This is a genomic window from Rhizobium beringeri (assembly GCF_004306515.1).
Classification (GTDB): Bacteria; Pseudomonadota; Alphaproteobacteria; order Rhizobiales; family Rhizobiaceae; genus Rhizobium; species Rhizobium beringeri.
The window spans coordinates 450,827-476,498 of the sequence record NZ_SILG01000001.1 but is presented as its reverse complement, the minus strand read 5'-3'; the positions used below and the strand labels follow the sequence as shown (position 1 = coordinate 476,498).

22 protein-coding genes, 1 tRNA gene and 1 pseudogene are annotated in these 25,672 nt (G+C 57.9%); 8 read left to right on the top strand and 16 right to left on the bottom strand.

Annotated features, from left to right (window positions below):
• Nucleotides 1-35: 35 nt before the first annotated feature.
• Nucleotides 36-335, bottom strand: a complete 300-nt coding sequence (locus tag ELH03_RS02425; protein ID WP_128403061.1) for a YjiS-like domain-containing protein — start codon at nucleotides 333-335, stop codon at nucleotides 36-38.
• Between the two features lie 215 nt (nucleotides 336-550).
• Here ELH03_RS02425 and ELH03_RS02420 point away from each other — a divergent pair, with 215 nt between their 5' ends.
• The gene (locus ELH03_RS02420) at nucleotides 551-1,507 is read left to right on the top strand and encodes a LysR substrate-binding domain-containing protein (RefSeq protein ID WP_032989108.1); all 957 of its coding nucleotides are present in this window, start codon (nucleotides 551-553) and stop codon (nucleotides 1,505-1,507) included.
• A 6-nt stretch (nucleotides 1,508-1,513) separates the two neighbouring features.
• On the opposite strand, the gene ELH03_RS02415 is transcribed toward ELH03_RS02420, so the two are convergent.
• The 5 genes from ELH03_RS02415 to ELH03_RS02395 form a co-directional block, all read right to left on the bottom strand.
• Nucleotides 1,514-2,155 carry a TetR/AcrR family transcriptional regulator gene (locus ELH03_RS02415; RefSeq protein ID WP_075224352.1) on the bottom strand — a complete coding sequence of 214 codons (642 nt, stop codon included), beginning with the start codon at nucleotides 2,153-2,155 and terminating at the stop codon, nucleotides 1,514-1,516.
• A 225-nt stretch (nucleotides 2,156-2,380) separates the two neighbouring features.
• Nucleotides 2,381-2,797, bottom strand: coding sequence for an MAPEG family protein (locus ELH03_RS02410; protein WP_130765973.1), 417 nt, complete (start codon nucleotides 2,795-2,797; stop codon nucleotides 2,381-2,383).
• A 163-nt stretch (nucleotides 2,798-2,960) separates the two neighbouring features.
• Nucleotides 2,961-3,515: a hypothetical protein gene (locus tag ELH03_RS02405; protein WP_130765972.1), complete on the bottom strand. Its 555-nt coding sequence runs from the start codon at nucleotides 3,513-3,515 to the stop codon at nucleotides 2,961-2,963.
• Between the two features lie 2 nt (nucleotides 3,516-3,517).
• Nucleotides 3,518-5,002 carry an IMP dehydrogenase gene (gene guaB, locus ELH03_RS02400; RefSeq protein ID WP_130765971.1) on the bottom strand — a complete coding sequence of 495 codons (1,485 nt, stop codon included), beginning with the start codon at nucleotides 5,000-5,002 and terminating at the stop codon, nucleotides 3,518-3,520.
• Nucleotides 5,003-5,280: 278 nt separating this feature from the next.
• Complete coding sequence (locus ELH03_RS02395) at nucleotides 5,281-6,273, bottom strand: MBL fold metallo-hydrolase (protein WP_130765970.1); 993 nt, start codon at nucleotides 6,271-6,273, stop codon at nucleotides 5,281-5,283.
• 250 nt (nucleotides 6,274-6,523) lie between these two features.
• On the opposite strand from ELH03_RS02395, the gene ELH03_RS02390 reads away from it, so the two are divergent.
• The gene (locus tag ELH03_RS02390) at nucleotides 6,524-7,948 is read left to right on the top strand and encodes a DHA2 family efflux MFS transporter permease subunit (RefSeq protein ID WP_130765969.1); all 1,425 of its coding nucleotides are present in this window, start codon (nucleotides 6,524-6,526) and stop codon (nucleotides 7,946-7,948) included.
• Between the two features lie 111 nt (nucleotides 7,949-8,059).
• On the opposite strand, the gene ELH03_RS02385 is transcribed toward ELH03_RS02390, so the two are convergent.
• From ELH03_RS02385 to ELH03_RS02375, 3 genes are all read right to left on the bottom strand, one after another.
• The gene (locus ELH03_RS02385; protein ID WP_130658438.1) at nucleotides 8,060-8,443 is read right to left on the bottom strand and encodes a VOC family protein; all 384 of its coding nucleotides are present in this window, start codon (nucleotides 8,441-8,443) and stop codon (nucleotides 8,060-8,062) included.
• Between the two features lie 156 nt (nucleotides 8,444-8,599).
• Nucleotides 8,600-9,319, bottom strand: a complete 720-nt coding sequence (locus tag ELH03_RS02380; RefSeq protein WP_130765968.1) for an RlmE family RNA methyltransferase — start codon at nucleotides 9,317-9,319, stop codon at nucleotides 8,600-8,602.
• Nucleotides 9,320-9,328: 9 nt separating this feature from the next.
• Nucleotides 9,329-10,897: a Ppx/GppA phosphatase family protein gene (locus ELH03_RS02375; protein WP_130765967.1), complete on the bottom strand. Its 1,569-nt coding sequence runs from the start codon at nucleotides 10,895-10,897 to the stop codon at nucleotides 9,329-9,331.
• Nucleotides 10,898-11,139: 242 nt separating this feature from the next.
• On the opposite strand from ELH03_RS02375, the gene ELH03_RS02370 reads away from it, so the two are divergent.
• A tRNA-Gln gene (locus ELH03_RS02370) sits at nucleotides 11,140-11,213 on the top strand.
• 115 nt (nucleotides 11,214-11,328) lie between these two features.
• Here ELH03_RS02370 and ELH03_RS02365 read toward each other — a convergent pair.
• The 6 genes from ELH03_RS02365 to ELH03_RS02340 all read right to left on the bottom strand — a co-directional run bounded on the left by ELH03_RS02365 (nucleotide 11,329) and on the right by ELH03_RS02340 (nucleotide 19,274).
• Nucleotides 11,329-12,324, bottom strand: a complete 996-nt coding sequence (locus ELH03_RS02365) for a KpsF/GutQ family sugar-phosphate isomerase (RefSeq protein WP_128403052.1) — start codon at nucleotides 12,322-12,324, stop codon at nucleotides 11,329-11,331.
• A 241-nt stretch (nucleotides 12,325-12,565) separates the two neighbouring features.
• Nucleotides 12,566-13,405 carry a glycosyltransferase gene (locus ELH03_RS02360; RefSeq protein WP_130765966.1) on the bottom strand — a complete coding sequence of 280 codons (840 nt, stop codon included), beginning with the start codon at nucleotides 13,403-13,405 and terminating at the stop codon, nucleotides 12,566-12,568.
• A gap of 9 nt (nucleotides 13,406-13,414) precedes the next feature.
• Complete coding sequence (locus ELH03_RS02355) at nucleotides 13,415-14,497, bottom strand: NAD-dependent epimerase/dehydratase family protein (protein ID WP_197729975.1); 1,083 nt, start codon at nucleotides 14,495-14,497, stop codon at nucleotides 13,415-13,417.
• 38 nt (nucleotides 14,498-14,535) lie between these two features.
• Nucleotides 14,536-15,498 carry a glycosyltransferase gene (locus tag ELH03_RS02350; RefSeq protein WP_130765965.1) on the bottom strand — a complete coding sequence of 321 codons (963 nt, stop codon included), beginning with the start codon at nucleotides 15,496-15,498 and terminating at the stop codon, nucleotides 14,536-14,538.
• A 136-nt stretch (nucleotides 15,499-15,634) separates the two neighbouring features.
• Nucleotides 15,635-18,082 (bottom strand): hypothetical protein, encoded by a 2,448-nt coding sequence (locus ELH03_RS02345; RefSeq protein ID WP_130765964.1) that lies wholly within the window; start codon nucleotides 18,080-18,082, stop codon nucleotides 15,635-15,637.
• Nucleotides 18,083-18,140: 58 nt separating this feature from the next.
• Entirely contained in the window at nucleotides 18,141-19,274 is a 1,134-nt protein-coding gene (locus ELH03_RS02340) for a glycosyltransferase family protein (RefSeq protein WP_130765963.1), read from the bottom strand.
• Between the two features lie 204 nt (nucleotides 19,275-19,478).
• On the opposite strand from ELH03_RS02340, the gene ELH03_RS02335 reads away from it, so the two are divergent.
• The 3 genes from ELH03_RS02335 to ELH03_RS02325 are packed head-to-tail and all read left to right on the top strand — an operon-like array spanning nucleotide 19,479 to nucleotide 23,263.
• On the top strand, nucleotides 19,479-20,339 hold the full coding sequence (locus ELH03_RS02335; protein ID WP_130765962.1) for an ABC transporter permease: 861 nt from the start codon (nucleotides 19,479-19,481) through the stop codon (nucleotides 20,337-20,339).
• The gene (locus ELH03_RS02330; protein WP_130765961.1) at nucleotides 20,340-21,638 is read left to right on the top strand and encodes an ABC transporter ATP-binding protein; all 1,299 of its coding nucleotides are present in this window, start codon (nucleotides 20,340-20,342) and stop codon (nucleotides 21,636-21,638) included.
• Between the two features lie 14 nt (nucleotides 21,639-21,652).
• Nucleotides 21,653-23,263, top strand: coding sequence for a TylF/MycF/NovP-related O-methyltransferase (locus ELH03_RS02325; protein WP_130765960.1), 1,611 nt, complete (start codon nucleotides 21,653-21,655; stop codon nucleotides 23,261-23,263).
• Nucleotides 23,264-23,434: 171 nt separating this feature from the next.
• On the opposite strand, the pseudogene ELH03_RS02320 reads toward ELH03_RS02325, so the two are convergent.
• Nucleotides 23,435-23,554: pseudogene (locus ELH03_RS02320) on the bottom strand (transposase domain-containing protein); the annotation flags it as partial.
• Nucleotides 23,555-23,678: 124 nt separating this feature from the next.
• On the opposite strand from ELH03_RS02320, the gene ELH03_RS02315 reads away from it, so the two are divergent.
• Entirely contained in the window at nucleotides 23,679-24,920 is a 1,242-nt protein-coding gene (locus ELH03_RS02315; RefSeq protein ID WP_027664907.1) for a site-specific integrase, read from the top strand.
• On the top strand, nucleotides 24,917-25,672 hold a 756-nt coding region (locus ELH03_RS02310; protein WP_130766701.1), incomplete at its 3' end, for a tyrosine-type recombinase/integrase. The genes ELH03_RS02315 and ELH03_RS02310, both read left to right, overlap by 4 nt.

The following is a 25,672-nucleotide window of genomic DNA, read 5'->3' as shown; positions in this document are numbered from 1 at the left end:
TATTGGCTATCACCCTGCGGGGAAACTCGACGCTCCTACTCTTCGTGGGAGCGGAAGAGCGACAGGCGCCAGCGATTGCGCGCTGAGCGCGTCAGATGTTCCGACGGGTCCTCGAAGAAGGTCGACGCCAGGAACGCAGAGGTCAGGTCGGCCCTGCTAAGGCCGATATCCCTCAGCTGAGTGTCGTTCAGATCGTGTAGACCGTTGATCTCGATGCGATTGCGGAACCCGCGAAAGAGGGAGGTCAACGGTGCGAGGCCTGCTACCAGACGCTGGGAAAACGTCGGGGTGAGCTTGCCGCAGTCGAGTTCTATTGTTCTGTCTGTCATCCGCATGGGACTCTCCTTTCTTTCGATTTTCTTTTAGGCGCGCAACAACCCACCCCTCCCGCGAGGTCGCACGGGAGGGAGCAAGGCTGAATTGGGCTCGGACAGGCAGGGTGTCTGTCCTTCACTTTGCTTGATTTGCATCCCGAAGATGCCAAAGACCTATTGATCAGTCCAACGAATGTTTCTAATGATTATCATCAGCTATCTTTATGGGTGACAACATGTCCGCGCCTCTTGATCTCGACCAATTGCAGACTTTCATCGCCATCGTCGATTCCGGCAGCTTCACCAAGGCCGCCGACAGGGTCTACAAGACCCAATCGGCCGTCTCCATGCAGATGCGCCGTCTCGAGGAACGCATCGGCAAGCAGCTGTTCATCAAGGACGGGCGCGGCAACCGGCTGACGGTCGAGGGCGAAAAGCTGCTCAACTATGCCCGGCGCATCATCCGCCTCAACAACGAGGCGATCGCGGCTTTCGACGACAACAGGCTGGAGGGGACGCTGCGCATCGGCACGCCGGACGATTATGCCGACCGCTACATGCCCGAAATCATCGGCCGCTTCGCCAAGACGCATCCGAATGTCGAACTCTATATCGTCTGCGAGCCCTCGGTGGATCTTGCCGAACGCATGCATAAGGGCGAGCTCGACATCGCGCTCGTAACCCACAATCCGCGCGAGCGCATGTCCGATGTGGTGAGAACCGAGCCGCTCTGCTGGGTGGGCTCGGCCAACCATCCGATCCGCGACGACGCGCCAGTGCCGCTTGCCGTTGGCCGGCGCGACTGCCAGTGGCGCCAGCTCGCCTGCTCGGCGCTCGATGCTGTCGGACGCGAGCACCAGATCCTGTTCACCAGCTGGTCCTGCACCGTCGTTGCCGCCGCCGTGCTTGCCGGCATGGCGGTTTCGGTGATGCCGGAATCGGCGCTGCGGACGGGCATGAAGGTGTTGAGCCAGGCGGACGGGTTTCCGGCACTGCCGCCGGTGCAGATCGGCATCATGAAGCGACCGGGCGTTTCGCTCTCACTGATGAACGCGATCACGGCGCATATCACCGCCTGCCTCGACAACATCACGCCCACTGTCGCCGACGACAGCCTCGAGGCCGACGTCAAATCCGCCCAGGCGCGCCTTTATCCGCGGCTGAAGGCGGCCAATATGGTCCCAAGCTGGTAAGAGTTCTCAGGCGGCGCGCGACACGGTCGTGGTGAAAAGGGAGGCGCGGATGACGCGCTTCCACTCATCGAGCATACGCCGCGCTAGGGCCTCCTCGCTCACGGCGGCAAGCCGGATGACAGCGCCGATCAGGTGGCTGAATAGGTAAGTGCGCGCATACATTTCTTCATCGCAAAGGTCGGGAGCCAGCCGGCGCACGGCGTCATGGAAGATGCCGGCGACGCGACCGCTATGCTCAATATTCAGCTGCAACAGATCCTGATCGGTCTCCGTTCCCATCCAGACGCCGAGATAAACGGGATCGTTGTGGTAGGAATCGTAATACCAGTCGATGGTAGCGCAGACGACGTCGAGCGCCTGGTCGAGTGACTGTACGTTGGTGAACATCGCCGCCATCTTCGCCTGGATCGCCGAGGCGTGCTGGTCGAACAGGGCTTTGACGATCGCCGCCTTCTCCGGGAAATACTGGTAAACCGAACCGATCGGCACCTTGGCGGCGGCGGCGAGCTCCGTCATCCGCATGGCGCTGACGCCCTTTTCGGCGATGATCTTGGCGGCGGCGGCGAGAATGAGGTCCAGCCTCTGGATGCTGCGCTCCTGCTTCGGCTTCCTTCGCAGGCCTATCCGATCCATGCTTTCCGCGCCCATGTCGTTCCCATTCTTTTTGTTCGCGGCGGAAGGCATGTGCCAAACCACCGCGTCGGGCCGATATGACATGCAGGTCTTCATCCGCCGTAAATGGAAACGTTCGCATTTTAACGGCCGGTAAAAGCGTGTGTAATCGCGATTTCAGGCTGCGGTTTTATCGCCTCACAACCAGATCCAAGCGGTCTCGTCCGCACGATCGTTGATAGGCAAACCCCGCCCGCTACCTCAGCTCATCACCATCCATGCGCCGAGCCAGACCCACATGGCGGCCAGGGTCAAGTAACCGGCGGCGAAGATCGGGCTGCGATAACGCAGGTCGTTGCTGGTGACATGGATGGCGGCGTGGGCGTAGCGCAGGGCGACGAAGGCCCAGGCGAGGCCGAGGGCGACGAGATTGTCGGCCTCGGTGACATAGAGAAGAATGCAGCAGGCGTAGAAGAGCACAGGCAGTTCGAACTGGTTGGCGAGGCAGTTCTTGACGACAAGGCTTTCGGCCGGCTCGCCGCGATTTTCGCGATAATCCGATTTCGCGATGCCGCCGGCGCGGACCATTCTTGCGCGCCGAAGCCCAAGAAGCGCATAAAGGCCATAGACCAGGGCCATATGGGCGAGGAGTGGCCAGAAGATTTGATAGCCGGTCATGTGTGGCCGTTTCCTTTCCGCTTCCGCTTTCGACGCGAGCATTAGCTGAAAGGAAAGCCGGATGCCAGCGCAGGCCCCCATCGGCACCGGCGATGCCAATGCATGCCGCCCAGGTGTGCCGGTTTTGCAATCCGTCACGGTGCTCGATGGATTACACGGCGCTTCAGTCCCGGCGCGGTGAGAGCCAGCGGGCGATGGCGAGCCGAGCGATGAGGATGAAGCAGATGGCAAGGCTTGCGAATTTCAGCCGCGTCATCCACGGCAGCAGCTGTGTTGCAAGACTTGCAGACCCACCATCGCCGAAGGCGATCAGGCTCGAGATGTTCTCGCCATAGTCGGCGATGCCGTAGATGAACGGCAGCAGGTAGACTGCCTTGCCAACGAGCGGATGCGCCGATCGGCCGAACCATGCGCCGCCGGGACCAAGCTTGAGGAAGGCGAGAAACAGCAGCGCCGTCAGCAATGCCGGAAAGATCAGCTCCGGCCCGAAATACATGGCGCGCAGCAATCTGGTCGCCGTCTCGTTCTCATCGAGCAGCTTCTGCATGTGGAAGACCGCCGACTCGTCGTAACCAGCGAAATAGGTATCGAGCACCGCCTGGCCGGTTTCGTGCTTGAACGGAACGACGAAGCCGAAGGTCGTCCAGGCGAGCACGGCAAGACAGAGGGCTGCGAGCAGCGCGACGATCCAGAGAGGAATCCCGCTGCCCGCCTTCATGGTCAGAGGCCGGCGCCCGGATAATTCGGGCTCTCGCGGGTGATCGTCACGTCATGGGCGTGGCTTTCGCGAAGACCGGCACCGGAGATGCGCACGAAAGTGGCCCGCTCCTGGAAATCCTTCAAATCCTTGCCGCCGACATAACCCATGGCCGCCTTGAGACCGCCGGCGAGCTGGTGGATGACGCCCGAGACCGGCCCCTTATACGGAACCTGGCCTTCGATGCCCTCCGGCACAAGCTTCAGCGTGTCGCGCACCTCGGCCTGGAAGTAACGGTCGGCCGAACCACGGGCCATGGCGCCGACGGAGCCCATGCCGCGATAAGCCTTGAAGGAGCGTCCCTGGTAGAGATAGACCTCGCCCGGGCTTTCATCGGTACCGGCAAGCAGCGAGCCGATCATGACGGCGGAAGCGCCGGCGGCGATCGCCTTGGCAAGATCGCCGGAGAACTTGATGCCGCCATCGGCGATGACGGGCACGTCCTGATCATTCGCGGCCTGCACCGCCGACATGATGGCGGCGAGCTGCGGCACGCCGACGCCTGCGACGATGCGCGTCGTGCAGATCGAACCTGGACCGATACCGACCTTGACGGCATCTGCACCGGCATCGATCAGCGCCCTGGTGCCGTCATAAGTGGCGACGTTGCCAGCCATGATGCGCACCGAGTTGGAAAGTTTCTTGACCCGGCTGACGGCATCGAGGACGCGCTGCGAGTGGCCATGGGCGGTATCGACGACCAGAAGATCGACGCCGGCCTCGATCAGCCGCTCGGCACGCTCGAAGCCGTCATCGCCGACGCTGATGGCGGCGGCAGCGCGAAGCCTGCCCTGCGCATCCTTGGAAGCGTTCGGGTTCAATTGCGACTTCTCGATATCCTTGACGGTGATGAGGCCGACGCAACGGCCTTCGGTATCGACCACCAGCAGCTTCTCGATGCGATGTGAATGCAGCAGGCGCTTGGCCTCCTGCTGATCGACGTTTTCCTTGACGGTGACCAGATTGTCCTTGGTCATCAGCTCATGGATCTTCTGTTCCTGATCGGAAGCGAAGCGGACGTCGCGGTTGGTCAGGATCCCGACGAGGCGGCCGGACTTCTCCACGACAGGGATGCCGGAAATGCTGTAGGACTTCATGAGCCCGAGCGCATCGGCAAGCGTCGCATCGGGGCCGATCGTCACCGGATTGACGACCATACCGCTTTCAAACTTCTTCACTTGCCGGACCTGCTCGGCCTGCTCGATCGGCGTCAGGTTGCGATGAATGACGCCGAGGCCGCCGGCCTGGGCCATAGCGATCGCCAGGCGGCTCTCGGTAACGGTATCCATGGCTGATGAGATGATCGGGATGTTGAGTTCGAAATCCCGGGCGATGCGGGTGGAGATATTCGTCTGGCCGGGCATGACCTCGGAATGTCCCGGCTGCAGCAGCACGTCGTCGAAGGTAAGTGCGTCTGCGCCGGTTGCCGTTTCAATGATGCGTGCCATGGCCAAATTCCTTCATTTAATAAAAATGCGACCTGTCCGGAAACGAATCGTCCGCCCCGGCGGTCTGCATGGGTTGCTTGGAAGTTGGCGAGGGCTGGTAACACGTCTATGACAGGAAGGAAATAGCAAAAAGCCCGGCATGCCCGCCAGGCTCGTCATGGGTGCCATGCGCCAGGAGCATTCCGGGAATAGCGGTCAGCGCTGTTCCGTTCGGAATTGTGTAAAAACAAGAAGGTAGAGCGGTCCAGCGCTTCCGTGAAAGGCTGAACCGCTCCAGATCAGATGTCGAACTGATAGGTCTTCGGCACGAAGCGATAACCGCCATCCTGCCTCTCGACGAAGCCGACTGCCGGGAATGGCATGTGATAGCCAAGGAAGGCGATCTTCTCGCTCGCAATCATCTCGAAAACCTTGCGGCGCGTGGCCGCAGCCTGCGTCTTGTCCATGTCGAAGCGCACCTCCCAATCCGGCCGCAGCAGCGACAGGATATAGTGATTGGCCGTATCGCCGGTCAGCACAAGGCGCTTGCCCTCGGATTCGACGTGGAACACCATATGCCCCGGTGAGTGGCCGGCCGCCAGCATCGCCGTTATGCCCAGCGCGACGCTATCACCTTCCTTGACGAAGGTGGTCTTTTCGGCGAGCGGCATCACATTGGCGAGCACCGCCTTGTGGCCGCTCTCGGCCGGCGTGCCCTCACGCGCCTTGTCCGACCAGAAATCATATTCGGCCTGGCCGACGACATAGCGGGCATTCTTGAAGGCCGCCGCGCCGTCTTCCATCAGACCGCCGATATGATCACCGTGCAGATGGGTCAGCGCCACCAGCGTGACGTCGTCGGCCGAATATCCTGCCGCCTTCAGGCCTTCGGTCAGTTGGCCGGCCCCACGTGCACGGCCGCTGGCGCCGAAGCCGGTATCAACGAGGATGACATCCGAACCGGTATCGATAAGGGCCGGCGTATAGCCATTCATGAATTTGTCGGCCGGCAGGAAGTTTGCGGTCAGCAACGCCTTGACGGTTTCGGGGTCCTGATTGGTGCCGAAGGTTTCATAGGGCTTTTCGACAATGCTGGTGCCATCGCGAACGACGGTGAACTTATAGGAACCGAGCTTGAATTGATTGATCTCGGGCAAAGGCGTTCCATCCATATGATTGCTTTCTCCAGTTGCGGCCGCTTCGGCTTTCTCTCTAAAAATTGCCGGCGCTGCGAGCAGGCCAAGGCCTGCGGCAAAAAGGGTGCGCCGCTTTATTCCCGACGAATTTGCCATATGTCCATCCTCCTATGACGTGCGGTGCGTCGCCGCACGGCCCCCGATGATGTTTCCGGCCGGATTTCTTGCCTCGGCCGAGTAAACATATGTCAATCTTGACAGGCGACGTTGATGCGCAAGCCGTCTCACGCAGACGTGAAGCAAACGTGTCGTCGACCCGGATTTGGGGATTGGCATGGCTGGGAACTGGGACTAAACAGCACTGGCCTTCCCAGCTCCATCCGCTGCCCCATCAAGGCTCCCGCCTATGAATCGCATCGTCCCGCTGATCCTTGCCGTCGCCCTCTTCATGGAACAGATGGATTCAACCGTCATTGCGACGGCGCTGCCGGCAATCGCGGCGGATTTGCATGTCGGGCCGATCACGCTGAAGCTGGCGCTGACCTCCTACATGGTGGCGCTTGCGGTGTTCATCCCGGTGAGCGGCTGGATGGCCGACAGGTTCGGCGCCAAGAAGATCTTCCGGCTTGCCATCTCCGTCTTCGTCATCGGCTCGATCTTCTGCGCCATCTCGTCCAACCTCGTCGAATTCGTGTTTGCCCGCTTCCTGCAGGGCATGGGCGGCGCGATGATGACGCCGGTCGGCCGCCTCGTGCTGGTGCGTACCACGAAGCGCAGCGATCTGGTCTCGGCCATGGCGCTGCTCACCATCCCGGCACTTGTCGGCCCGCTCACAGGACCGCCGCTCGGCGGCTTCATCACCACCTATTTCAGCTGGCACTGGATCTTCCTGATCAACGTGCCGGTCGGCATTATCGGCATCTGGCTTGCGACGATCTTCCTGCCGGAGGTGGAAGCGACGGCGCCGCCGCGGCTCGATTTCACTGGTTTCGTGCTGACCTCGCTTTCGGCTGCTGGTGTCGTCTTCGGCCTGTCGGTGGTCAGTCTGCCGGCCCTGCCCCCGATCATCGGCGTCACCGCCACCTTGATCGGCCTCACCTGCGGCTTCCTCTACGTGCGCCATGCCAAGCGGCACCCGGCGCCTATCCTCAACCTCAACCTGTTCAAGAACCCGACGTTCCGGGCCTCGACCTTGGGCGGCACGCTGTTTCGCATTTGCGTCGGCGCCATGCCCTTCCTGACGCCGTTGATGCTGCAGCTCGGCTTCGGGCTGACGCCGTTCCAATCCGGCCTCATCACCTTTGCTGGCGCGATCGGCGCGATCACCACCAAGTTCATGGCAAAGCGCGTCTTCGCCGCCGCCGGCTTCCGCACCACGCTTCTCGGCGCCGCCGGGGTAACCACCTTGGTGACTGTCATCACCGGCCTGTTCACGCCGTCGACGCCGCACCTCGTCATCATCGGCGTGCTGCTACTCGGCGGCTTCTCCCGCTCCTTCATGTTCACCGGGGTGAATGCGCTTGCCTTCGCCGATATCGATGATGCCGAAGCCAGCCAGGCGACATCGATGAGCTCGGTGATGCAGCAGGTCAGCCTGGCGCTCGGTGTTGCGGTCGCCGCCGCGATCCTGGAGAGCTCGATCTATATCAGCGGCGAAGCGCTACAGGTGGCCGATTTCCACCTTGCCTTCTATATCATTGCCGGACTGACGGTGATTGCGACCATTCCCTTTATCCGGATGGACCGCAATGCCGGTGCGCTCGTTTCCGGCCACCGCTTGAAGACGATGACGGCAGCAACTGTTGAAGCCGAACAGCACGCGGTGAAATAAAGCATGTCGCGCAAAAGTGTGTAGCGGTTTTGCGGTAACGACATGCGTGGAACCAAAGACCTAAAGCGCGAAGAGCGAATCTGAAAGATTGCGACACACTTTAGGCCGCCGTTACCCCGGGTTTTCGCAGACCGCAGAGAGCTTGTGGCCGTCGAGATCACGCACATAGGCAGCGTAGAAATGGGCATGGTAGGAGCGCAGGCCGGGCTTGCCTTCATCCACGGCGCCTGCCGCGATCGCCGCCGCATGGAAGGCGTCGACATCCGCCCGTGTTTCGGCTGCAAGCGCGATCATGGCGCCATTGCCTGCGGTCGCCCGGCGGCGATTGAAGGGCGTCACCACCCAGAAGCGGCAGCGCGTATCGCCCTCGGCGGCATAACCGATTTCCTCTTCGGAAGAGCGCTGGCGGCGATAGCCGAGCACCGGCAGCACGGCATCATAAAAATGCCCTGCGCGATAAAGGTCGTTGGTTCCGAGCGTGACGTAGAGAAGCATTGGATCAGCGGTTCAAATCCTGACAGCGCCGCGTCCTTTGAGATGCGCAAAGGACGCCGTAACGCTTTCCATTGCTGCATATCTCATCCTTAAATCGATACCGTTTTAAGGAGCTATGCAGTCGATCGCCATCATCCGTCAGGACCGGCCCGAAGATCAAGCTTCCTCTGCGTCGCCTTCGGACTTGCGCCCCTTGAACCCCTTGGCCAGCAGGAACATCTCGACCGATTCGGCGCGCGACGAGTTCGGCTTGACATGGACGACCTGGCGGAAGTTCTGCTTCAGCATGGCGAGCAGCTCACGCTCGGTGCCGCCCTGGAAGGTCTTGGTGAGGAAGTGCCCGCCTTCCTGGAGCACTTCGACGGCGAAATGCGCCGCGACTTCGCAGAGATGCATGGTGCGCAGATGGTCGGTGCGGTGGTGCCCGGTGGTCGGCGCCGCCATGTCTGAGATGACAAGATCGGGCGTGCCGCCGACGGCCTCCAGCAGCTTTTCCGGCGCGGTCGGATCGAGGAAATCGAGCTGCAGGATCTTGACCCCCGGCAGCTGGGTCATTTCAAGGAAATCGATCGCCGCCACACGAATATCATCATCCGTCGAGCCGGTGACCTTGGCTGCGATCTGCGACCAGCTGCCGGGAGCAGCGCCGAGATCGATGATGCGCCTGGCGCCGCGCAGGATATGATGTTTCTCGTCGATCTCCAGCAGCTTGAAGGCGGCACGGGCGCGATAGCCTTCGAGCTGGGCGCGCTGCACATAGGGATCGTTGAGGTGGCGCTCCAGCCATTGGCGGGAGGAGGCCTTCATCTTCTTGTTCTTGACGCGCTGGCCGAGCTTGCGGCCGGTGCGGTTTCCCGCGATCGGTGCCTTGGTCATGCCTTCTTCCTATCTTGCGCGCTGGCCGCGGCGGTTGCGGTGGCGCCGCCACACGCCGTCATCGGCCATCATGTCTGTGAGCAGGCCTTCCCTCAAGCCGCGATCGGCAACGCGCATGCGCGGGCTTGGCCAGCGGCGGCGGATCGCCTCGAGAATGGCGCAGCCGGCGAGCACCAGATCGGCCCGATCAGGCCCGATGCAGGGATTGGCAGCGCGGCTGGCGAAATCCCAGGAGAGAAGCTTTGCCTGCATGGCGGAGACCTCGTCATCAGACAGCCAGATGCCATCGACCTTGCGCCGGTCATAACGCGGCAGGTCGAGATGGACGCCGGCAAGCGTCGTCACCGTGCCCGATGTGCCGATCAGATGGAAGTCGCCGGTCTGGGCGACCTCGATCTCCGGGCAATCGAAGCGTCCGAGCATGCCTTCGACTTCGCGCACCATGCCTTCGAAAGCCTCCGGCGTGACGTCGTGCCCGCCATGGCGCTCCGACAGCGTCACGACGCCGACCGGCAGCGAGGTCCAGTGGGTGATGTGATTGGCGAGGCGGCTGAAGCGATTGTCGCCGATACGGATGACGGCAATCTCCGACGAACCGCCGCCGATATCGAACAGCACGACGGAGCGCGTCTCGCGACCGACCAGCGAGGAGCAGCCGGAGACGGCAAGCCGCGCTTCGGTTTCGCGATCGATGATCTCGAGCGCGAGGCCGGTTTCGGCAACGACCCGGCTGAGGAATTCCTCGCCATTGACGGCCTGGCGGCAGGCTTCGGTGGCGATCAGCCGCATGCGGCGGATCTCCCGGTTCCTGAGCTTGGAGGCGCAGATCCTCAAAGCCTCGATCGCCCTCTCCATCGCCTCGTCGGACAGACGGCCGCTGGCCGCAAGGCCTTCGCCGAGGCGCACGATGCGGGAAAAAGCATCGACGACGCGAAATTGTCCCGGACGGGTCGGCTGGGCAATAAGGAGACGGCAATTGTTGGTGCCGAGATCGAGAGCGGCATAGAGCTCCTCCGGCCAAGCATGCTCGCCGCCCTGGCGATCCCCCCCCTGGTGACCGGGATGGGCATGGCTGTCCTGGCGGCCCCTGCGGTTGGCGCTCGCGCCATTCAGCGTTTCACGCAGTTCGGCACCGAGCGCCGTCTCTTCCGCGCGGCGTTCCTGTTGCGAGACAGCAGATGGTTTTGCCGATGTCAGCGGCCGGCCCTGAAGACCGCGCTTGCCGCGATGCTTGCGGCGGTTGCGACGGCTCGGCGCCGAATCGCCATCGGACCGGGTGGCGTCATCTGCCGCTCCGGCCTGTTCCATCACATGAGGTTGAAGTGAACCATCCTGCGCAGCACCATGGCCGCCACGACGGCGACGCTTGCGCTTGCGGGCCGGATTACCGGCTGCATCTTCCATTGGGCGCGCAGGCTGTCCGGCACCGCCGGAAGGCTCATGCGAAGCGGGATGAGCCGCGTTGCGGGATTGCCCGCCACGTTTGCCCTTGCGGCGCCTGGACTTCTTGCCGTCCTTGCGCCCTGCCGCCGACGCCCCGTCAAATTGCGGCTTTGCGCCGCCTTCGGGGTCTTCCACGTTGTTTTTCCACCGCGCCGCGCAAGTCTTGAGATATGCAGCAGGCGCTCATTCGATTTTTGCGTTGCGGCAAGAATATCAGCGCCCGCCGAAATCGCCAAATTCTTTTTTGGACGGGGGATTTGAGGATGGTTTCACGTCTTCCGCACCGCACGAATTTTTTCAAAACGGCTATTTGCAATCTGCCCGCTTTTGGTTATAAGCGCCGCACAGCAGCCAAGCCATGCTTCGGCGGCAACTGCTGGGGAATAGTTCAATGGTAGAACGACGGACTCTGACTCCGTTAATCTTGGTTCGAATCCAGGTTCCCCAGCCAAAAAATTTTCTCATATAAATCAATGCGACAACCAGACATAGGGCGGCAAGCTTGCCCGTTTGATGTTGCGGGTGCTTGCAATGACGGTCGAGCCCGTCTGATCGAACGAGCCTGATCAGGCGACGCCGATCCGCAGCAGGTCGTGGAAATGCACCAGCCCGACTGGCCGGCGGTCATCGTCGATAACGATCAATGCCCCGATGTGATGCTGGTTGAGCAGCGCCAGGGCCGCGGTCGCCAGCACCGTCGGCTTCACCGTCTTCGGCGTCCGCGTCATGATGTCGTCGACGGCAAGCTCTGAAAGATTGCGTGTCAGGTTGCGCGCCATGTCGCCTTCGGTGACGATGCCGCAGAGCCGCCCATCTTCATCAAGCACCCCGACGCAGCCGAAATGCTTGCGCGACAGCACGGTGATCGCCTCCGGCATCGGTGTGCCCTTGGCAACGAGTGGCAGCCGCTCGCCGGTATGCATGACATCGGCGACATGCATCAGGCTCGCACCGAGTTTGCCGCCGGGGTGGAAGACGTGGAAATCCGTGGCGGTAAAGCCGCGCGCCTCCAGAAGCGCCACCGCCAGCGCGTCGCCGATTGCAAGCTGCATCAGCGTCGAGGTCGTCGGCGCCAGCCCATTCGGGCAGGCCTCCTGCTCGTTCGGTATCAGGAGGACGATATCGGCGGCGGTCGCCAGCGAAGAACGGTCGCTGCAGGTGATGGCGATCAGCGGAATGGAGAAGCGCCGCGTGAAGGAAATGATGCTCTTGAGCTCGGCGCTCTCGCCGCCTTTGGAAATCGCCAGCACGACGTCGTCGCGCGCGATCATGCCGAGATCGCCGTGATTGGCCTCCGCCGCATGCACGAAAAAGGCGGGCGTTCCGGTTGACGCGAATGTCGCCGCGAGCTTGGCGCCGATATGCCCGCTCTTGCCGACGCCAGTGACGATGACGCGTCCGGAGATGTCGCCGATGACTTCGACGGCGCGGGTGAAAGGACCGGCCAATCCATCGTCAAAAGCCTGTTCGAGCGCTTCGAGACCGCGTCTTTCAGTCTCTATCGTGCGTTTTGCCGACTCAAGCACACTGTTTTCGACGAGGTTGATCGCTCTTCTGTTCATGAAATTGCGTTAGACCTTTTCACTTTCCAAGTCCACCCCGCACGCTTTCGGTTGGCATCTGTGGGAGGAATGAGAAAAGGGGCCGCCTTTTGCCGGCTTGAGAAGAGGTCAAATAGCAGAAAGATGAGTACTCGTGCCGTTCCTCGCCCCCACTCTTTCGCTCCGCCAGTGAAATGGGCTTTGTATGCGCCAAACAAGCAGCGAACCTTACGAATGCAGCGCCCAACCGCGATTGAACACTTCAGAGCAAGGACGGTAACCGCTTAAGACGGGCAAGAATGCGATGTTGAACGGGCAGCAGGCGCAGATAGGGGGCAGGCCAGAACAAATCGCGGAAGAAACTTGAAGATTTCGAACGGCCGATCCATTTCAGGAAGGCGGGATGGATGTAACCTTTGTCGATAGCTTGATTAATATCCGCCAGTGTAACAGCACCTGCGTCCAGCGCAGCGTTCACCGCCGCATAAAATACGCTTCGATTGGGATTGGTCGGCTCTACCCATGGCTGGCGATTCATGTCGGTGAAGTGGATAAGGCTCGTCTCGTTCCTATTGTAATATTCGAGCGCATTCCAGCGGAACGGCAAGATCATCGCCTTTTCGTCGGCAGACATATGAGAGAATTCGTAGACCAGAGAATGATAGTCATAGACACCAGTATCGAGCTTTTGCATTAGCTCCTTGGCATCCCAGCGCGCTTTGGCGCAGTCTACCAAGAAAACGCTGTATTGCGGTCGACGGCCGCGTTCAGGCGGCTGTTCGGCATACAAAAGCGATACCCCGTCAGGCATCGGCCAATTCCATAATTCGGCGATGTCGGTAAAGACCAACATATCCGCATCCAGATAGATTGCCCGGCCCTCATAACCGCAGATTTGCGGAATCATGAAACGTGTGAAACTGAAGCCAGTCTTGGACCTTAGTGCCGGATTCTGAGGCGAAGGAGCGGCATAATCGCTGAGATAGTGAATCTTCACCGGAGCACTTGTACGCGAAGTGATGCTGTGAGCCAGCACCTTCGCGCCAATCATCTGGTATTCATCGGTGCCTATAAATATCTGGATTGGGTCCAAGTTCGCCATATGGTTGGCCTATCTTTGGGTGCGTTCTGATTTTATGTGGCGGGCAAGCTGCGCGATGCCCGTTTCCAGGCTCACTTTCGGTTCGTACCCTAACAAAGTCCGAGCCCGGGTATTATCGGCAAGCGCAAAACGGACATCCCCTGGCCGGAAATCGCCAGAAATGCGAAGGTTTTCTTTGCTGGCGCCCAGTTCGGTGAGCAAGCACTCAGCAGCATAACGAATTGTTGTGCTAATGCCGCTTCCCACATTTATCGGCTCACTGTCAGCGCTGCCAGCAACGGCAGCAAGCATCAGCGCCTCGACGATGTCATCGACGTAAACGAAATCGCGGACGATCTCGCCATCCTCATAGATGTTCAGAATCTTGCCGTCTAAAATCTGCTGGCCAAAAATCGAGAGCACACCGGTATAGGGATTCCTGCTACTCTGCCCGGGCCCGTAAACATTCTGAAATCTGAGAATTACGGGTTGGATGCGCGTGTTGTCGAGGCCTTGGACGCATATGTATTCCTGCATCAGCTTTGTGGAAGCATAGATGCTTGATGGACGCAGAGTAATGCCTTCGGGAGTAGCGACAGGGGTAGCCGCTTCACCAACGCTGTCGTAGAGATCAAAAATCCCCTTAGACATAGTCTCGCTTGGACGCGGCTTCGGCGTGAAGATTTCGCCGAGCCTCGATTTGTAGGCGCCCTCCCCGTAGACTGCCCTGGAAGAGGCGAGAACGAGCCGTCTCGTCTTGTCGGGAAGCTTGCGCAACCCTTCAATCAGATAGGCGGTTCCATTGATGTTGGTATCACAATATCGAGAAATTTCGTGATAACTCTGACCCGTCCCGGTTTCGGCCGCGAGATGGAAAATCAGATCGGGATCGTGTCGTTCAAGCACCCCTTCAAAGAAAGCCCTGTCTGACACCGATCCTTCTTCAACAATCGCCCCCTCGATAGATTTAGCCGGTTTCTCGCCGTGGACTTGGGGATGAAAGTTGTCGAGCGCGACGACGGACTTAATGTCTGGCCGTTGCGCCAGGCGTGCAATGAGCCGCCTGCCGATGAAGCCCATGCCACCGGTGACCAATACTGTGTCTTGCTTCACTACCAAGAATCTCCTTGGGCATCATAACGGGGTCGGAATCAGGCTGCCTTCTCGGCGGCCAGTTTCGCCTCATATTCCTTGATGGCCTTGGTGCGGAGACGTTTAGCCTCGTACACTTCCTTATGCGCAACATATCCCAGGCGCTTATCATTGGCCTTGTGATAATTGTACCAGGCCTTGCGTGCAAAACCCGGAATTTTATTGAGATACTTGAGATCAGCGATCAGAGAGGGCCGGAAATAGCCCCTATCGACCTCTTTCTTGATCTGATCCATAGCCAACTGCCCCTCGGCAACCATTCGGTTCACTTCATTGAACCAGATGTATCCGAGTGGATGGCCACTATAGGTCCACGGCTGGGTATAGACGTCGGTGTAGTGCAGCAGGCACGTGTTTGCGTCCCAATGCTCAAGTGAGTTCCATTCGAATGGAACGCCATACTTGACCTCATTTTCCTCAAGGATGCAGAATTGGCTCATCAACTGATCGTAATCGTATTTGCCATCATCCATCCCCTGGACGATCTCCTCGACCTTCCAGTCGCAAGAGGCGCAATCGATCAGCATCACGGCGCATTGCTTCTTACGGGCGGCAGGAGCCCCCTCTTTCGCCGTCGTCACCTCAGCGTGTTTGACCTCTTGCTGGACAATGATCTTCGCGCCGTCGAAGGGAATATTCCACAACCCCTTGATGTCTTTCATGACGAGCATGTCGGCGTCCATGTAGATCGCCTTGCCCTTATAACCATTCAGCGCAGGAATGGTGAAGCGGGAAAAGGAGAAGCCCGTACGCTGACCGTTACGCGGATCAACCGGTGCGGGCACCGGCAAATCCAGCATTCCAAAGACCTCAACCTTCGCATTGGTATGACGCTTAATCGAGTATTCCAGAACGTTGACTGCAAGCATCTGCGAGCTGTCCGTTCCGACAAATACGCGGATGGTGTCATCATCCAGATTGCGGGTAGCGAGATCATCGATCTGAGTTATGAATGTCGGCATCGTCAATCGCCTTCCTGCTGGATCCGATAAGTTGCGTGTTTCACTCATACATTCTTACCCGCCATCGGATCAAATGGAATTAGCGGGAATAGACAGCTTTTGATGCCGCAGAGAATGATGAGCCGTGGGCGAGGTATCACTCGCTAAAGTGCTTGTTTTGTGGCGGTTTTGGCGTGCGATCTTCTAATAGGCGATCAATCTCACGCGCGATGTTGGATGCAACGTTTCCCGCCGCCAATGCGGACGATTTGAAGCGGCTGACGGCATCCATAGTCGCACTGCCGTCAAGAGCACGGGTTACAAAAGCCTCTATATCCTCATAGGAACGACCGATTTCGAGCGGTTCAAACAGAGGCAAATCCAACGTATTGGCAAAGACCAGAACCGGCCGGCAAAGCTGTGCGGCATCCACTGCAACCGTCGAGGGAGTTGTGATCACCGCTTGCGAGACCGAGAGCAAATCGGCGGCGGTGACACCGGCAAACTTGGGATCATCCCGCCGCAGTAGAAGCGTGTTGGCCCGGGTTGTTATGCGAGGATTCTTTTGCAGCCAGACGCCAGCCGGATGTGGTTTTATGACAAAAAACACATCCTTGAACGTGTCCACCAGTCGTTCAATATGCGCGCTGAAGTGCCCACGATAGCCATCGGCTTCATACCGATGCCAATGTAGATTCTCAAAAATCGCAATCACCGGTAGGCCGCGAGGGTTGATCGCCTCGAGGCTGCTCTTAAACGTCACAAGGTGCCGCGACGTGCTTGGCGCAAATCGTCCTACGGGAATACAGCGTTGCAGAAGATCGGATGATGCCTCCTTCGGCAGCCGCGCGGGATCGCCGTAGGTGAATATGGATGACGACGCAATTTTCACATCGCTGGTATGGCGATCGTCAAAGTAGGATAAACCCGGCGCTTCCAATCCATGCTGCATGGATATTGTTGGAATACCGAGTTCATTGGCTTTCAACACAGCCGCGTGGACCAATCGATGGGGGCGCAAGGAAGTCTCCGCACCGACAATAAGTACGGACGCGGACTTCACATCGAGCGCTCGCAGATTGTCCTCGTCCGTGTCCTCCGTGAGAAGACGAAGACGCGCACCGGTGTTTACGATCTCTCGCACGATATCCGGCTGTTGAAGGTATACCGACTTCAGAAGCACCACATCCACATCATGGCGGTTGCCACCCTTGCCTTCGCCAGCGTCGGCGACCAAAGCCGTCACAACTGGCAGCAGTACGTGAATGTCCTGTAAAAGATGGAAGAATATAGCAAGCCGCGGAGATTTGGCAGGCCGAGGCTTCTCCAGCCGCATAAGCTCGAGCCATTTCCGGCCAGTAGCCTCTGCCGAGAATTCTTTTTCAATAATCGATCTTGCCGTCTCTAGGTCCGCCTTTGTCGCCGCCTCATCGAGAAGATACCGTCGAAATCCGCCGTCCCAATCATCGGTTACGATGCAATCCTTCAACGGCTCGAGAGACATCAGACGCGAAGCTATCACCGGCGTACCGCAGCTCAGCGCCAGAAGGGCGCGATTGGCCGATTTACACTCTGAAAATTCATCCTCAATCTGGGGCATAAGGAAGGCATCACTCGCCCTGACAGCCTCAAAGCAGCCCTCCTGGCTCCACAACTCAAATCTTGACCGGAATGGGAGTGGCTCTATCAGGGTCTTATAAGCATCAGATCGGTTGCTCATAACGACCAGTTCGAAATCAACCGTCTGCGCAAGGCGGATCAGATCGGATGCAATGAGCGTCAGGGTTTGTATGCCCGATTGAAAGCTGTCCGAACCCGCGTTGCCGAACCAGATGAGCTTCTTGCCACCGTTGAGACCCGAGACCCGCGCCTGATCCCCCATCTTATTGCGACTTGCAGTCGCTAGGGGAGCGACCCTTCGAGAGCTGGATGCCCAAGAATTACGAAGCCGCTGATGAAACCTCGCCGGCAAGCTGCGCGGCGCGCGGGACAGCTCTGCGACCAGCATCCGCAGAGCCAGAAAAGACCCCCGCGCCTGTCGTTGCAGGCGTCCTATTTTGGATTTCAGGGCGATCAAGCGAGCGCGCGGGCGAACGAGTCGGCGAAGTTCAACAAGACTATAGGCATCAATCTTTTTGACGCTGAAAACACGCGTGCGCTCAATGAGCGCACTAGACTCCGCTTGATCAGGAATAACAACGATGGGAATTGAATCCGAAAGCGAAGCGGATAAAACCTTCCTCAACTGCTCCGTTGGCACCACGATAGCGTCGATGTAGGGCGCCTGAGAGAGAATGATAACCCTGCGCAGTTCCCCCGAGCTGTTGCCGTACCTGGGATGCGTGACGTAATCGCATAGATCGAGAAAGACCTTTCGTGCGTACCGTTCGCGGAGTTCCCGCATAATCGCGGTCAAAACATGGCTTACCGTCTTGACGAATATGACGACATCATACTCCTTCAAATGCTCGATCTTGGCATCGCGAACCGAGAAATAGGCATTTTGGAATCCATTGTCCGCAAGGGCGAAGCTGGGATAAAGCGCGCGATACCTAAAACTGGCAACGTTCGGGCTGATGTCTGCCGATACCCAAGCAATCTTCATGTGGCTTCCAGGAAAAGATCCATACTGCGCAAGGCGTCACCGAGAACCGCTCTTGCATTCAAACATGCAACCGCAGGACCCTTACAACTTGGTCCTCCAATCTCGCAAGAGAATAAAACTCCGCGATCCTATCCTGCACGTTCTGCAACAAAGAAGCCGCTTGGCTCTGGGGCATCGAAAGCAACTCGATGATCCGTTCTGACCAGGTTTCGTTCTCGGTTTGGGGCAAGCCCGTAATATCGCAAATACGAGCATAGACCGGTCCTGTCGACAGCACAGGCAGGACGCCGGAACTCGCATACTCTATGAACTTGGTATTTGCCTTGCAGTCATTGAACGGATTGCGCACCAGCGGCGCCAAGCCCACTTTCCAGTCAAGCTCACGCATCCTCGCGAGGAAACCATTATAGTCCGTCGTCGGCGGAATGGCGCGCACCCTGCTTCCGTATTTCCGAACCATTTCAGGCGGCATCTTGATCGATCCGAAGGTTTCGAAGCGCGCTTCCGGGAGACGATCCAGCACATGCTCGATCGACGGCAGGACTTGCGCGAGATCCTCCGCGTGACCGGCAGTCCCCATGTAGCCGAACAGGAGCTTGTCCGACAGTTCTCGCTTTATGTCATTTGAGGCGGGGCAATATATCTCGCCGGCGATTGACTCGGACCTGAAGTCATAGCGGTTAAAACGCCTCTTCAGCTCTTCGGTGGACAGGTAAATAAGGCTAGCGCCTTCGCAGAGCGCTCGCATGCTCTGCAGGCGGATAGGATCATGGTACCGATCGTACTTTGCCTTACCCAGCGAGAGCGGAACGTCAAACAAGTCATCGTCGAAATGGCTCACGAGCGAAATTCCCGCGCTGTGACAGTAAGCAACGACTTCCTTCGAACCGACACCTCCATAGCGGCTCGCCACCACTACGGTCGGATGCAAAGACGACAGAAGTGCACGCATATCTTGAGGGGTCGAAAAGACCGACTCCTCAAACAGAGCGAGCGCAACTTCCCCGGTCTGCCGGCGTAACGCCAGCGGCAAATCAAAGCTTATTCGCTGAGTTGCACCAGCTCCATCAGCCATTATCACCACCCTATGCCGAGCGTCGGAAAAATGACGATCGAATATGAGCGGAGAAATCTTCGAGGTCGATTGGCCCTGAGGGGTGGGGCGGAACATACGGGCGATACGGCGCAGCATTCAACGGCACTTCATCGGTAGCAATACTCGTAAAGGTCTTGAGTTGCCGCTTTAGATATAGCAGGAGAAACCCAATCGCAAACATTATCCCAACCCGAGGTATCGTGTTCGTTCGGAGCCGGGGCAAGACGCCTCAAAACGGCGTGCGGGAGAAGTTTTCGCTGGCGCACCGGCCAAAAGCTGAATATCGGTGCCCCGCTGACCATGCAATTTACCACCAAGATAGGACGTTTGTTTCTCAGCATGCAGACTGAAAACATTGATTTCGATGGCACGCCTTCGCCGGCCAAACAGGTCCGGCATAGTATCGCGCTTGCCTATCAATTGTTCCGACCACAGCTCAAGGCCAAATTCAGCCGATCATTCCTTGGCTATTTCTGGATCATTTTCCCTATAGTTGTCCTAACGGTGGCAGCGCACGGAGCCCATCAATCTGGAATCATGTTCGCGCCAGACATCAATCTCCCGTTTTTCATATTCTATATGATTGGAGTGGTGGCGTGGCTGAATTTTGGTGAGGCTCTTATGTTAGGGGTGCGATCGGTTGAAGCCTCCCGATCGTTCATCGCGCGTGTCCGTTTTCCAATGCTCAGCATCGTGCTCAGCCAGTTGTTTGCAATCCTGGTCGACGGCCTGATCCGTATTCTTTTCGTCGCCCTGATGTCGCTTGCCTTTGGAATTGGCCCGTTGAGAGTCATACTTAGCTGCGGGATTATCCTGTTCGGGACGGTATTTGGGGTAATGCTCGGCGCCTTTATTGCTCCCTTTGCGCTATTGGTGGAGGACGTTAAGCGTATCTTCCAGCTATTTTTGTCGTTCGGTCTCTTAGTTAGCCCGGTGTTCTTTCAGCCGCGGCCCGGCACAACATTGGAGACTGTTTTATATTTTCATCCGATTGCCCCGATAGCTTTACCAGCTCGCAAGGCGATGGCGGGTACGCCGATTGACGTTCCACTGTCGATTGTGTTCGGTCTCATTGTGTTGGGTCTATTGATTGTTGCGCTACGCTTCTTCATCAAGGCTAAGCCGCTGATCGTCGAGCGCATGCTGTTGGGAGGGCGATGAATGTCAGATAATGCCGTCGTCCGTGTCAACGGTTTGAACAAAAAATTCAATCGCGATCTGAAAGGTTCCTTTACCTCCGGCATTCGTACGCTGATTGGAGGTGCCTTTAAAGAGAACCCCAGCAAGCTGAAGGCTGGCGAATTTTGGGCGCTTCGAAACATAAATCTGGAGCTTAGGAAAGGCGAGTCACTTGGCCTTGTCGGGGTCAATGGCAGCGGCAAGACCACCCTGCTTCGCCTGATAGCCGGGGTCATAAACCCGACTTCCGGAACGATCGAGACCCGTGGCAAGATCGCACCCATGCTGGCTCTCGGCGCAGGCTTTGAACCCAGCCTCAGTGGCTCTCAGAACGTCTACCTCAATATGTCGCTTCTTGGTATGACGACGGATGAGATACGATCGAGCTACGACGCGGTCGTCGATTTTGCGGAGATCGGCGAAAGCATCGACGCGCCGCTTGGCACCTATTCTACGGGCATGAGGATGAGGCTTGGATTTGCATGCGCCGTCCACACCGACCCGCAACTTCTCATCGTCGACGAGGTACTGGCAGTCGGGGATGCGAGCTTCCGCGTAAAGTGCCGCAACAAAATCAACGATATCCGCAAGGGAGGGGCATCTCTCATTCTCGTCTCCCATTCCCGGCTTTCGATAGAATACCTGACGGACAGAGCAATCTATCTACAGAAGGGCCAAGTGCTGGCAGAGGGAGATTCGAAATCCGTTCTCGATGCCTATGAAGCCGATCAAACCAGAGCAACAAGAGAAAAGCTAAACAGTCGGGACAAGCCGTCAACCTCTGCGACATCAATTGAGACAGGCAAGAAAATAACCATCGACCACGTCCGATTGCTTGACAATGCCGGCCACGAAATTGAGCAGATTTTTCCTGGCGAGGATTTGACCGTCGAAGTAGCCGTGACAGCTCATGAAGACCTTGACGAGTGTGCTTTCAACGTCATGTTTAAGCCGGTGGTCGAACCAGTGGTCTATCATCCCTCCTCGACACGAGATGAATTGGGATGGGTACAAATTACCAAAGGCAGGCACACGGTTCGCATGAAATTTGATCCTGTCATCTATTTGCCTGGCCTTTACTCGATCAGAGTCAACATCTCGCAGGGATCGATGATGGACATACTGTGTCACGTGGAAGAGAAGAGTGTCCGAGTACTGCGACCCGAGGGAAAGATAATTCGTTCGCACTATATACCGCCGCTGCACATCGACCTCGCAGGCTTGGCTGTTACTGCGCCGGATCCGGAGGACGTGGATTTTGAAGGAGCAGAAGATCTTTGACGAGGCGTCCGGGCATGCTGAATGAAAGGTCAGTGCAACTTGTTGTGTTTCATGTCGATAAAGGCGCCGCTGTTATCGATCGAACCAAATATGGAGACTTCCGCGCGCGGGATTATCACAAAATGATTGCCCTCATGTGGGCGTCATTCCGACGCTACCACCCGGGCACGACCCTCACCATTCTTACGGATACAGACAGCCGATTTAAATTGCCGGGTGCTACGATCTGGCGTCGCGAAATCGACATCGATCGAATAATGTATGAGCGCATGGTCTGGCAACGCGATGCACTCACGCGCCTCGGTAGCGAACACCCGGTATTCCTGCTCGACTCCGACATGCTCTGCCTCAGAAGTTTCGCCCACTTATTTGAACAGAAGACCGGTACCTTTGATCTCGCGTTGACTTTCCGACGCTCCCACAACTCACCGATCAACGGCGGCTTGTTGATCGTCAATAGCGGTGACGAAGCGCGCAAGCGCGTAGTGAGCATGATGTCTCAGATGATTGATAGCTACACGTCTATGAGCGAGGAGGAAAAGACATGGTTCGGCGACCAGCTCGCGCTCCGTGATCTTGTGGGCCTACATCACAGCAAAATGCGTAACCTTCAAGTGATCGAAAACTGGCTGGGACACATCCTTCTGCTGGACTGCGAACAATATAATTTTACCCCGAAATTGAGCGATCATGACATCCTCAAGCCGGCGACGAAGTGTCGGCTGTATCACTTCAAAGGTAATCTCAAGCATTATATGGGGCCGTATTTCACGGTCGCACGTGCCATGCCCTTTAGGCCCTCTGCATTCCTTGCCTATCCGTTTCTGCCCTGGGCGCTCTTTAAAATTTGGCGGCTGGAGCGGATTCGACACGCTGAATCCCGACGTGGCGAACAACAGCCGGAGAGCAACGGCGCGATAGCGACGGAGAGAAAAGCTCCTGACGAAGGCGAGCAAATACGCACCGAAATCAAGACGCTTTCGGATGAGTTGCGCGCTCGCAATTTGACATACTGCGGCTATGACAAACTGGCCATCCTTCACGATTGTATTGTTGATGTGGAACGGAACAAACTGGAAGGGCGGTTCGTTGAGGCGGGGGTCGCCCTTGGCGGTTCGGCCATCTTCATGTGCCATTATAAGTCTCACGACAGGCCACTAGACCTGTATGACGTTTACGACCAGATCCCAGCTCCTGGGCCGGAAGACGGGCTAGATGCACATGAGCGCTATGCTCAAATCGAGTCTGGGCAGTCCCACGGCCTTGGCCAGGATCAATATTACGGTTACCTGGGCGACACAAAGCAGCTTGTCGCCGACAACCTCAAGACTTTCGGCTTTTCTGCATCGGAGCACAATATCCATTTCATCAAGGGATTGTTCCAGGATACGATGAACCTGACAGAACCAGTCGTGATCGCTCATATCGACGGCGATTGGTACGATTCGGTGAAGACTTGCATCGATCGCATTGCGCCACATATCGTAAAGGGCGGTTACATTATATTTGACGACTATTCGTCTTATTCCGGATGTAGGAAGGCAGTGGATCAGTGGCTCGCGCAATCACCTGAGTTTGAGCCGGTGATGATCAAGCGCTCGATTGCCGTTCAGCGAAAACGCTAACGAATCTCTGCCAATCCTCCGAGGTTGCCGATGTTGGCGTCTGCCTCGCCTCTTCTCACCGTACGCGCGGTCATCTGCGCTGCGTGAACAGTCGACAACGATGCCGATGCATGAAGACAACAAGATCGTCGCCGGAAGGCTGGTGGCAGGTAAGCGGCAAGCCGAGGCCGTTCAGCCTGTGTAGTTCCACGGCATGAGTGCATCGATTTCGCTGCTGGGCCAGCTGTTGGCTATGCGCTCGAGGGTCTGGGTGAGCCAGGCCTGCGGATCGACGTTGTTCATCTTTGCTGTTTATGCCGACCGTCGAACTATGCCGATTAATCAACTTTTTGCCAACGTTTCCGGCATCATAGCGGGCAGCTAGTCGGCATAGTTTAGGGTCTCTCCGTCGCAGTTGACGCGAAGGAGAGGACACATGAACGCAACTGACTATTTGAATCGCAGCGCCCTATACCGGAAGCTGGTCTATGGTCCGTATCGGGAGTTTGCGGGCGTTTACGCCGCCAAAATGTCGAACGAAGGTTTGGGTCGGCATTGCACGTGGCGCTCGCTGAGCCTGTTTCGGGATCTGATGGACTGGCATGTTGGCAATGGACATGCTCCGCAGGATTTAAGCGAGGTTCACGTCGACCGCTTTCTTGAGCATCGTTTCAAGCACTGGAAGCCCGACTCGGGCGATCGATCGGCACTCCGCCGCTTGCTTTTGGCGTTACGGGAGAAAGGCTTAATACCAGCCGCACTTCCGATTCTGCGCAGTGAGCACGAGAAGATCGTCGATGTATTCGGGCAATATCTCTCGACTGAGAGAGGGCTCGCCGCCGCGACTATGGGGAGCCACAAGCTTCTGTCGCTTCGATTTCTCCGGGAGGTGTGCCCTTTAGGCGTAGACGGGTTTGCAGCGCTCACCCCGCAGACCGTGATCGGTTATGTCGAGCGACATGCGCTCGATGGTTCCGCCGACAGTGGCAAAGCCATGTGCGGGGTTGTGCGTGCCTTCCTGCGCTATTTGCATCTGAAGGGTTTCATCTCGATGCCGCTCGCTGGCTGTGTGCCGTCCATCCGCCGCTGGCGACTTGCCGGCCTTCCAACATTTCTCCCGCCCGAGAAAGTCCAGAAGGTTCTCGATGCCTGTGATCGGACGACGGCAATGGGTCGTCGGGACTACGCGGTTCTGATGATCCTCGCCAAGCTCGGTTTGCGCGCCAGCGAAGTTTCCAACCTCAATCTTGACGATATCGACTGGCAGTCGGGCACGATCCTCGTACACGGAAAGGGACGACGCCAAGCGACTATGCCGCTGCGTCACGACGTCGGAACAGCACTCGTCGCTTATATCCGACATGGGCGTCCAGCCTCGGCATGTCGACGACTTTTCCTACGAACACTCGCCCCGCACGTGGGTTTTACATCTGGCAGCGCCATCACGTGGATCGCTAAGCAAGCACTCGAACAGGCCGACATTGAAGGCTATGCGCATCACGGCGCCCATCTTTTCCGCCACAGCCTTGCGACTGACCTTTTGCGATCGGGCGCCAGCTTTGCTGAGATCGGCCAACTGCTCCGCCATCGAAGCATCGACAGTACAAGAATCTATGCCAAGCTCGATATTGATAAGCTGCGTGAACTGAGCCTACCCTGGCCGGGAGGTGTCCAATGAGCCGGCTTGGCACCGCGTTTGAGCGCTACATCGGCATGCGCCAAGGGCTGGGATACAAATATGACGGTCCGGCAAAACGATTGTCGGAGTTCGTCGCTTTCATGGAATCCCGCGGCGCCGAGACCATCACGAATGATCTGGCAATGGAGTGGGTCACCTCGATGGGCCGGCAGCCAAGCTGGTCCATCCGCCTGTCTGATGTGCGCTGCTTTGCACAGCACCTCAGTTATTTCGATCCTTTGACAGAAGTGCTACCAAGCGACGCTGTAGCACCGGCACGGCGGACAAAGCCCTACATCTATAGCGAGATCGAGATTCAGACACTTTTGGCGGCGGCACTGTCGTTGCCGCCGGCCAACGCTCTGCGGCGCTGGACATATCACTGCCTGTTCGGGCTGATAGCAGTGGCCGGACTGCGCCATTCCGAAGCGCTCAGCCTGCTCCGGGCCGATGTCGATCTCGACCAGGGCGTCCTCACCATCCGAGAGACAAAGTTTGGCAAGTCACGGCTGGTCCCGCTGCATGCCACGACAATTGCTGTCCTTTCGGGCTACGCCGCCCGACGCGATGCACACCTTGGTACGCCGCGCAGTCCCTATTTCTTCGTCGCCGAACAAGGCGGCAGATTGCTGCATCAATACGTGCATCGCGTGTTCTGGCGACTATCCCGGCAAATCGGATTACGACAGGAGGGGAATCGAGATGGCCCACGGATTCATGATCTTCGTCACCGTTTCGCCGTCCAGACCCTG

Bases quoted from the DNA above. Each gene is read 5' to 3' on its own strand.
- ELH03_RS02330 (WP_130765961.1), top strand. From the start codon at position 20,340: ATGTCAGATAATGCCGTCGTCCGTGTCAACGGTTTGAACAAAAAATTC.
- ELH03_RS02415 (WP_075224352.1), bottom strand. From the start codon at position 2,155: ATGGGCGCGGAAAGCATGGATCGGATAGGCCTGCGAAGGAAGCCGAAG.
- ELH03_RS02420 (WP_032989108.1), top strand. From the start codon at position 551: ATGTCCGCGCCTCTTGATCTCGACCAATTGCAGACTTTCATCGCCATC.
- ELH03_RS02385 (WP_130658438.1), bottom strand. From the start codon at position 8,443: ATGCTTCTCTACGTCACGCTCGGAACCAACGACCTTTATCGCGCAGGG.
- ELH03_RS02315 (WP_027664907.1), top strand. From the start codon at position 23,679: ATGAACGCAACTGACTATTTGAATCGCAGCGCCCTATACCGGAAGCTG.
- ELH03_RS02345 (WP_130765964.1), bottom strand. From the start codon at position 18,082: ATGAAGATTGCTTGGGTATCGGCAGACATCAGCCCGAACGTTGCCAGT.
- ELH03_RS02390 (WP_130765969.1), top strand. From the start codon at position 6,524: ATGAATCGCATCGTCCCGCTGATCCTTGCCGTCGCCCTCTTCATGGAA.
- ELH03_RS02405 (WP_130765972.1), bottom strand. From the start codon at position 3,515: ATGAAGGCGGGCAGCGGGATTCCTCTCTGGATCGTCGCGCTGCTCGCA.
- ELH03_RS02365 (WP_128403052.1), bottom strand. From the start codon at position 12,324: ATGAACAGAAGAGCGATCAACCTCGTCGAAAACAGTGTGCTTGAGTCG.
- ELH03_RS02340 (WP_130765963.1), bottom strand. From the start codon at position 19,274: ATGCTGCGCCGTATCGCCCGTATGTTCCGCCCCACCCCTCAGGGCCAA.
- ELH03_RS02360 (WP_130765966.1), bottom strand. From the start codon at position 13,405: ATGGCGAACTTGGACCCAATCCAGATATTTATAGGCACCGATGAATAC.
- guaB (WP_130765971.1), bottom strand. From the start codon at position 5,002: ATGGCACGCATCATTGAAACGGCAACCGGCGCAGACGCACTTACCTTC.
- ELH03_RS02335 (WP_130765962.1), top strand. From the start codon at position 19,479: ATGCAATTTACCACCAAGATAGGACGTTTGTTTCTCAGCATGCAGACT.
- ELH03_RS02380 (WP_130765968.1), bottom strand. From the start codon at position 9,319: ATGACCAAGGCACCGATCGCGGGAAACCGCACCGGCCGCAAGCTCGGC.
- ELH03_RS02425 (WP_128403061.1), bottom strand. From the start codon at position 335: ATGCGGATGACAGACAGAACAATAGAACTCGACTGCGGCAAGCTCACC.
- ELH03_RS02395 (WP_130765970.1), bottom strand. From the start codon at position 6,273: ATGGCAAATTCGTCGGGAATAAAGCGGCGCACCCTTTTTGCCGCAGGC.
- ELH03_RS02350 (WP_130765965.1), bottom strand. From the start codon at position 15,498: ATGCCGACATTCATAACTCAGATCGATGATCTCGCTACCCGCAATCTG.
- ELH03_RS02325 (WP_130765960.1), top strand. From the start codon at position 21,653: ATGCTGAATGAAAGGTCAGTGCAACTTGTTGTGTTTCATGTCGATAAA.
- ELH03_RS02410 (WP_130765973.1), bottom strand. From the start codon at position 2,797: ATGACCGGCTATCAAATCTTCTGGCCACTCCTCGCCCATATGGCCCTG.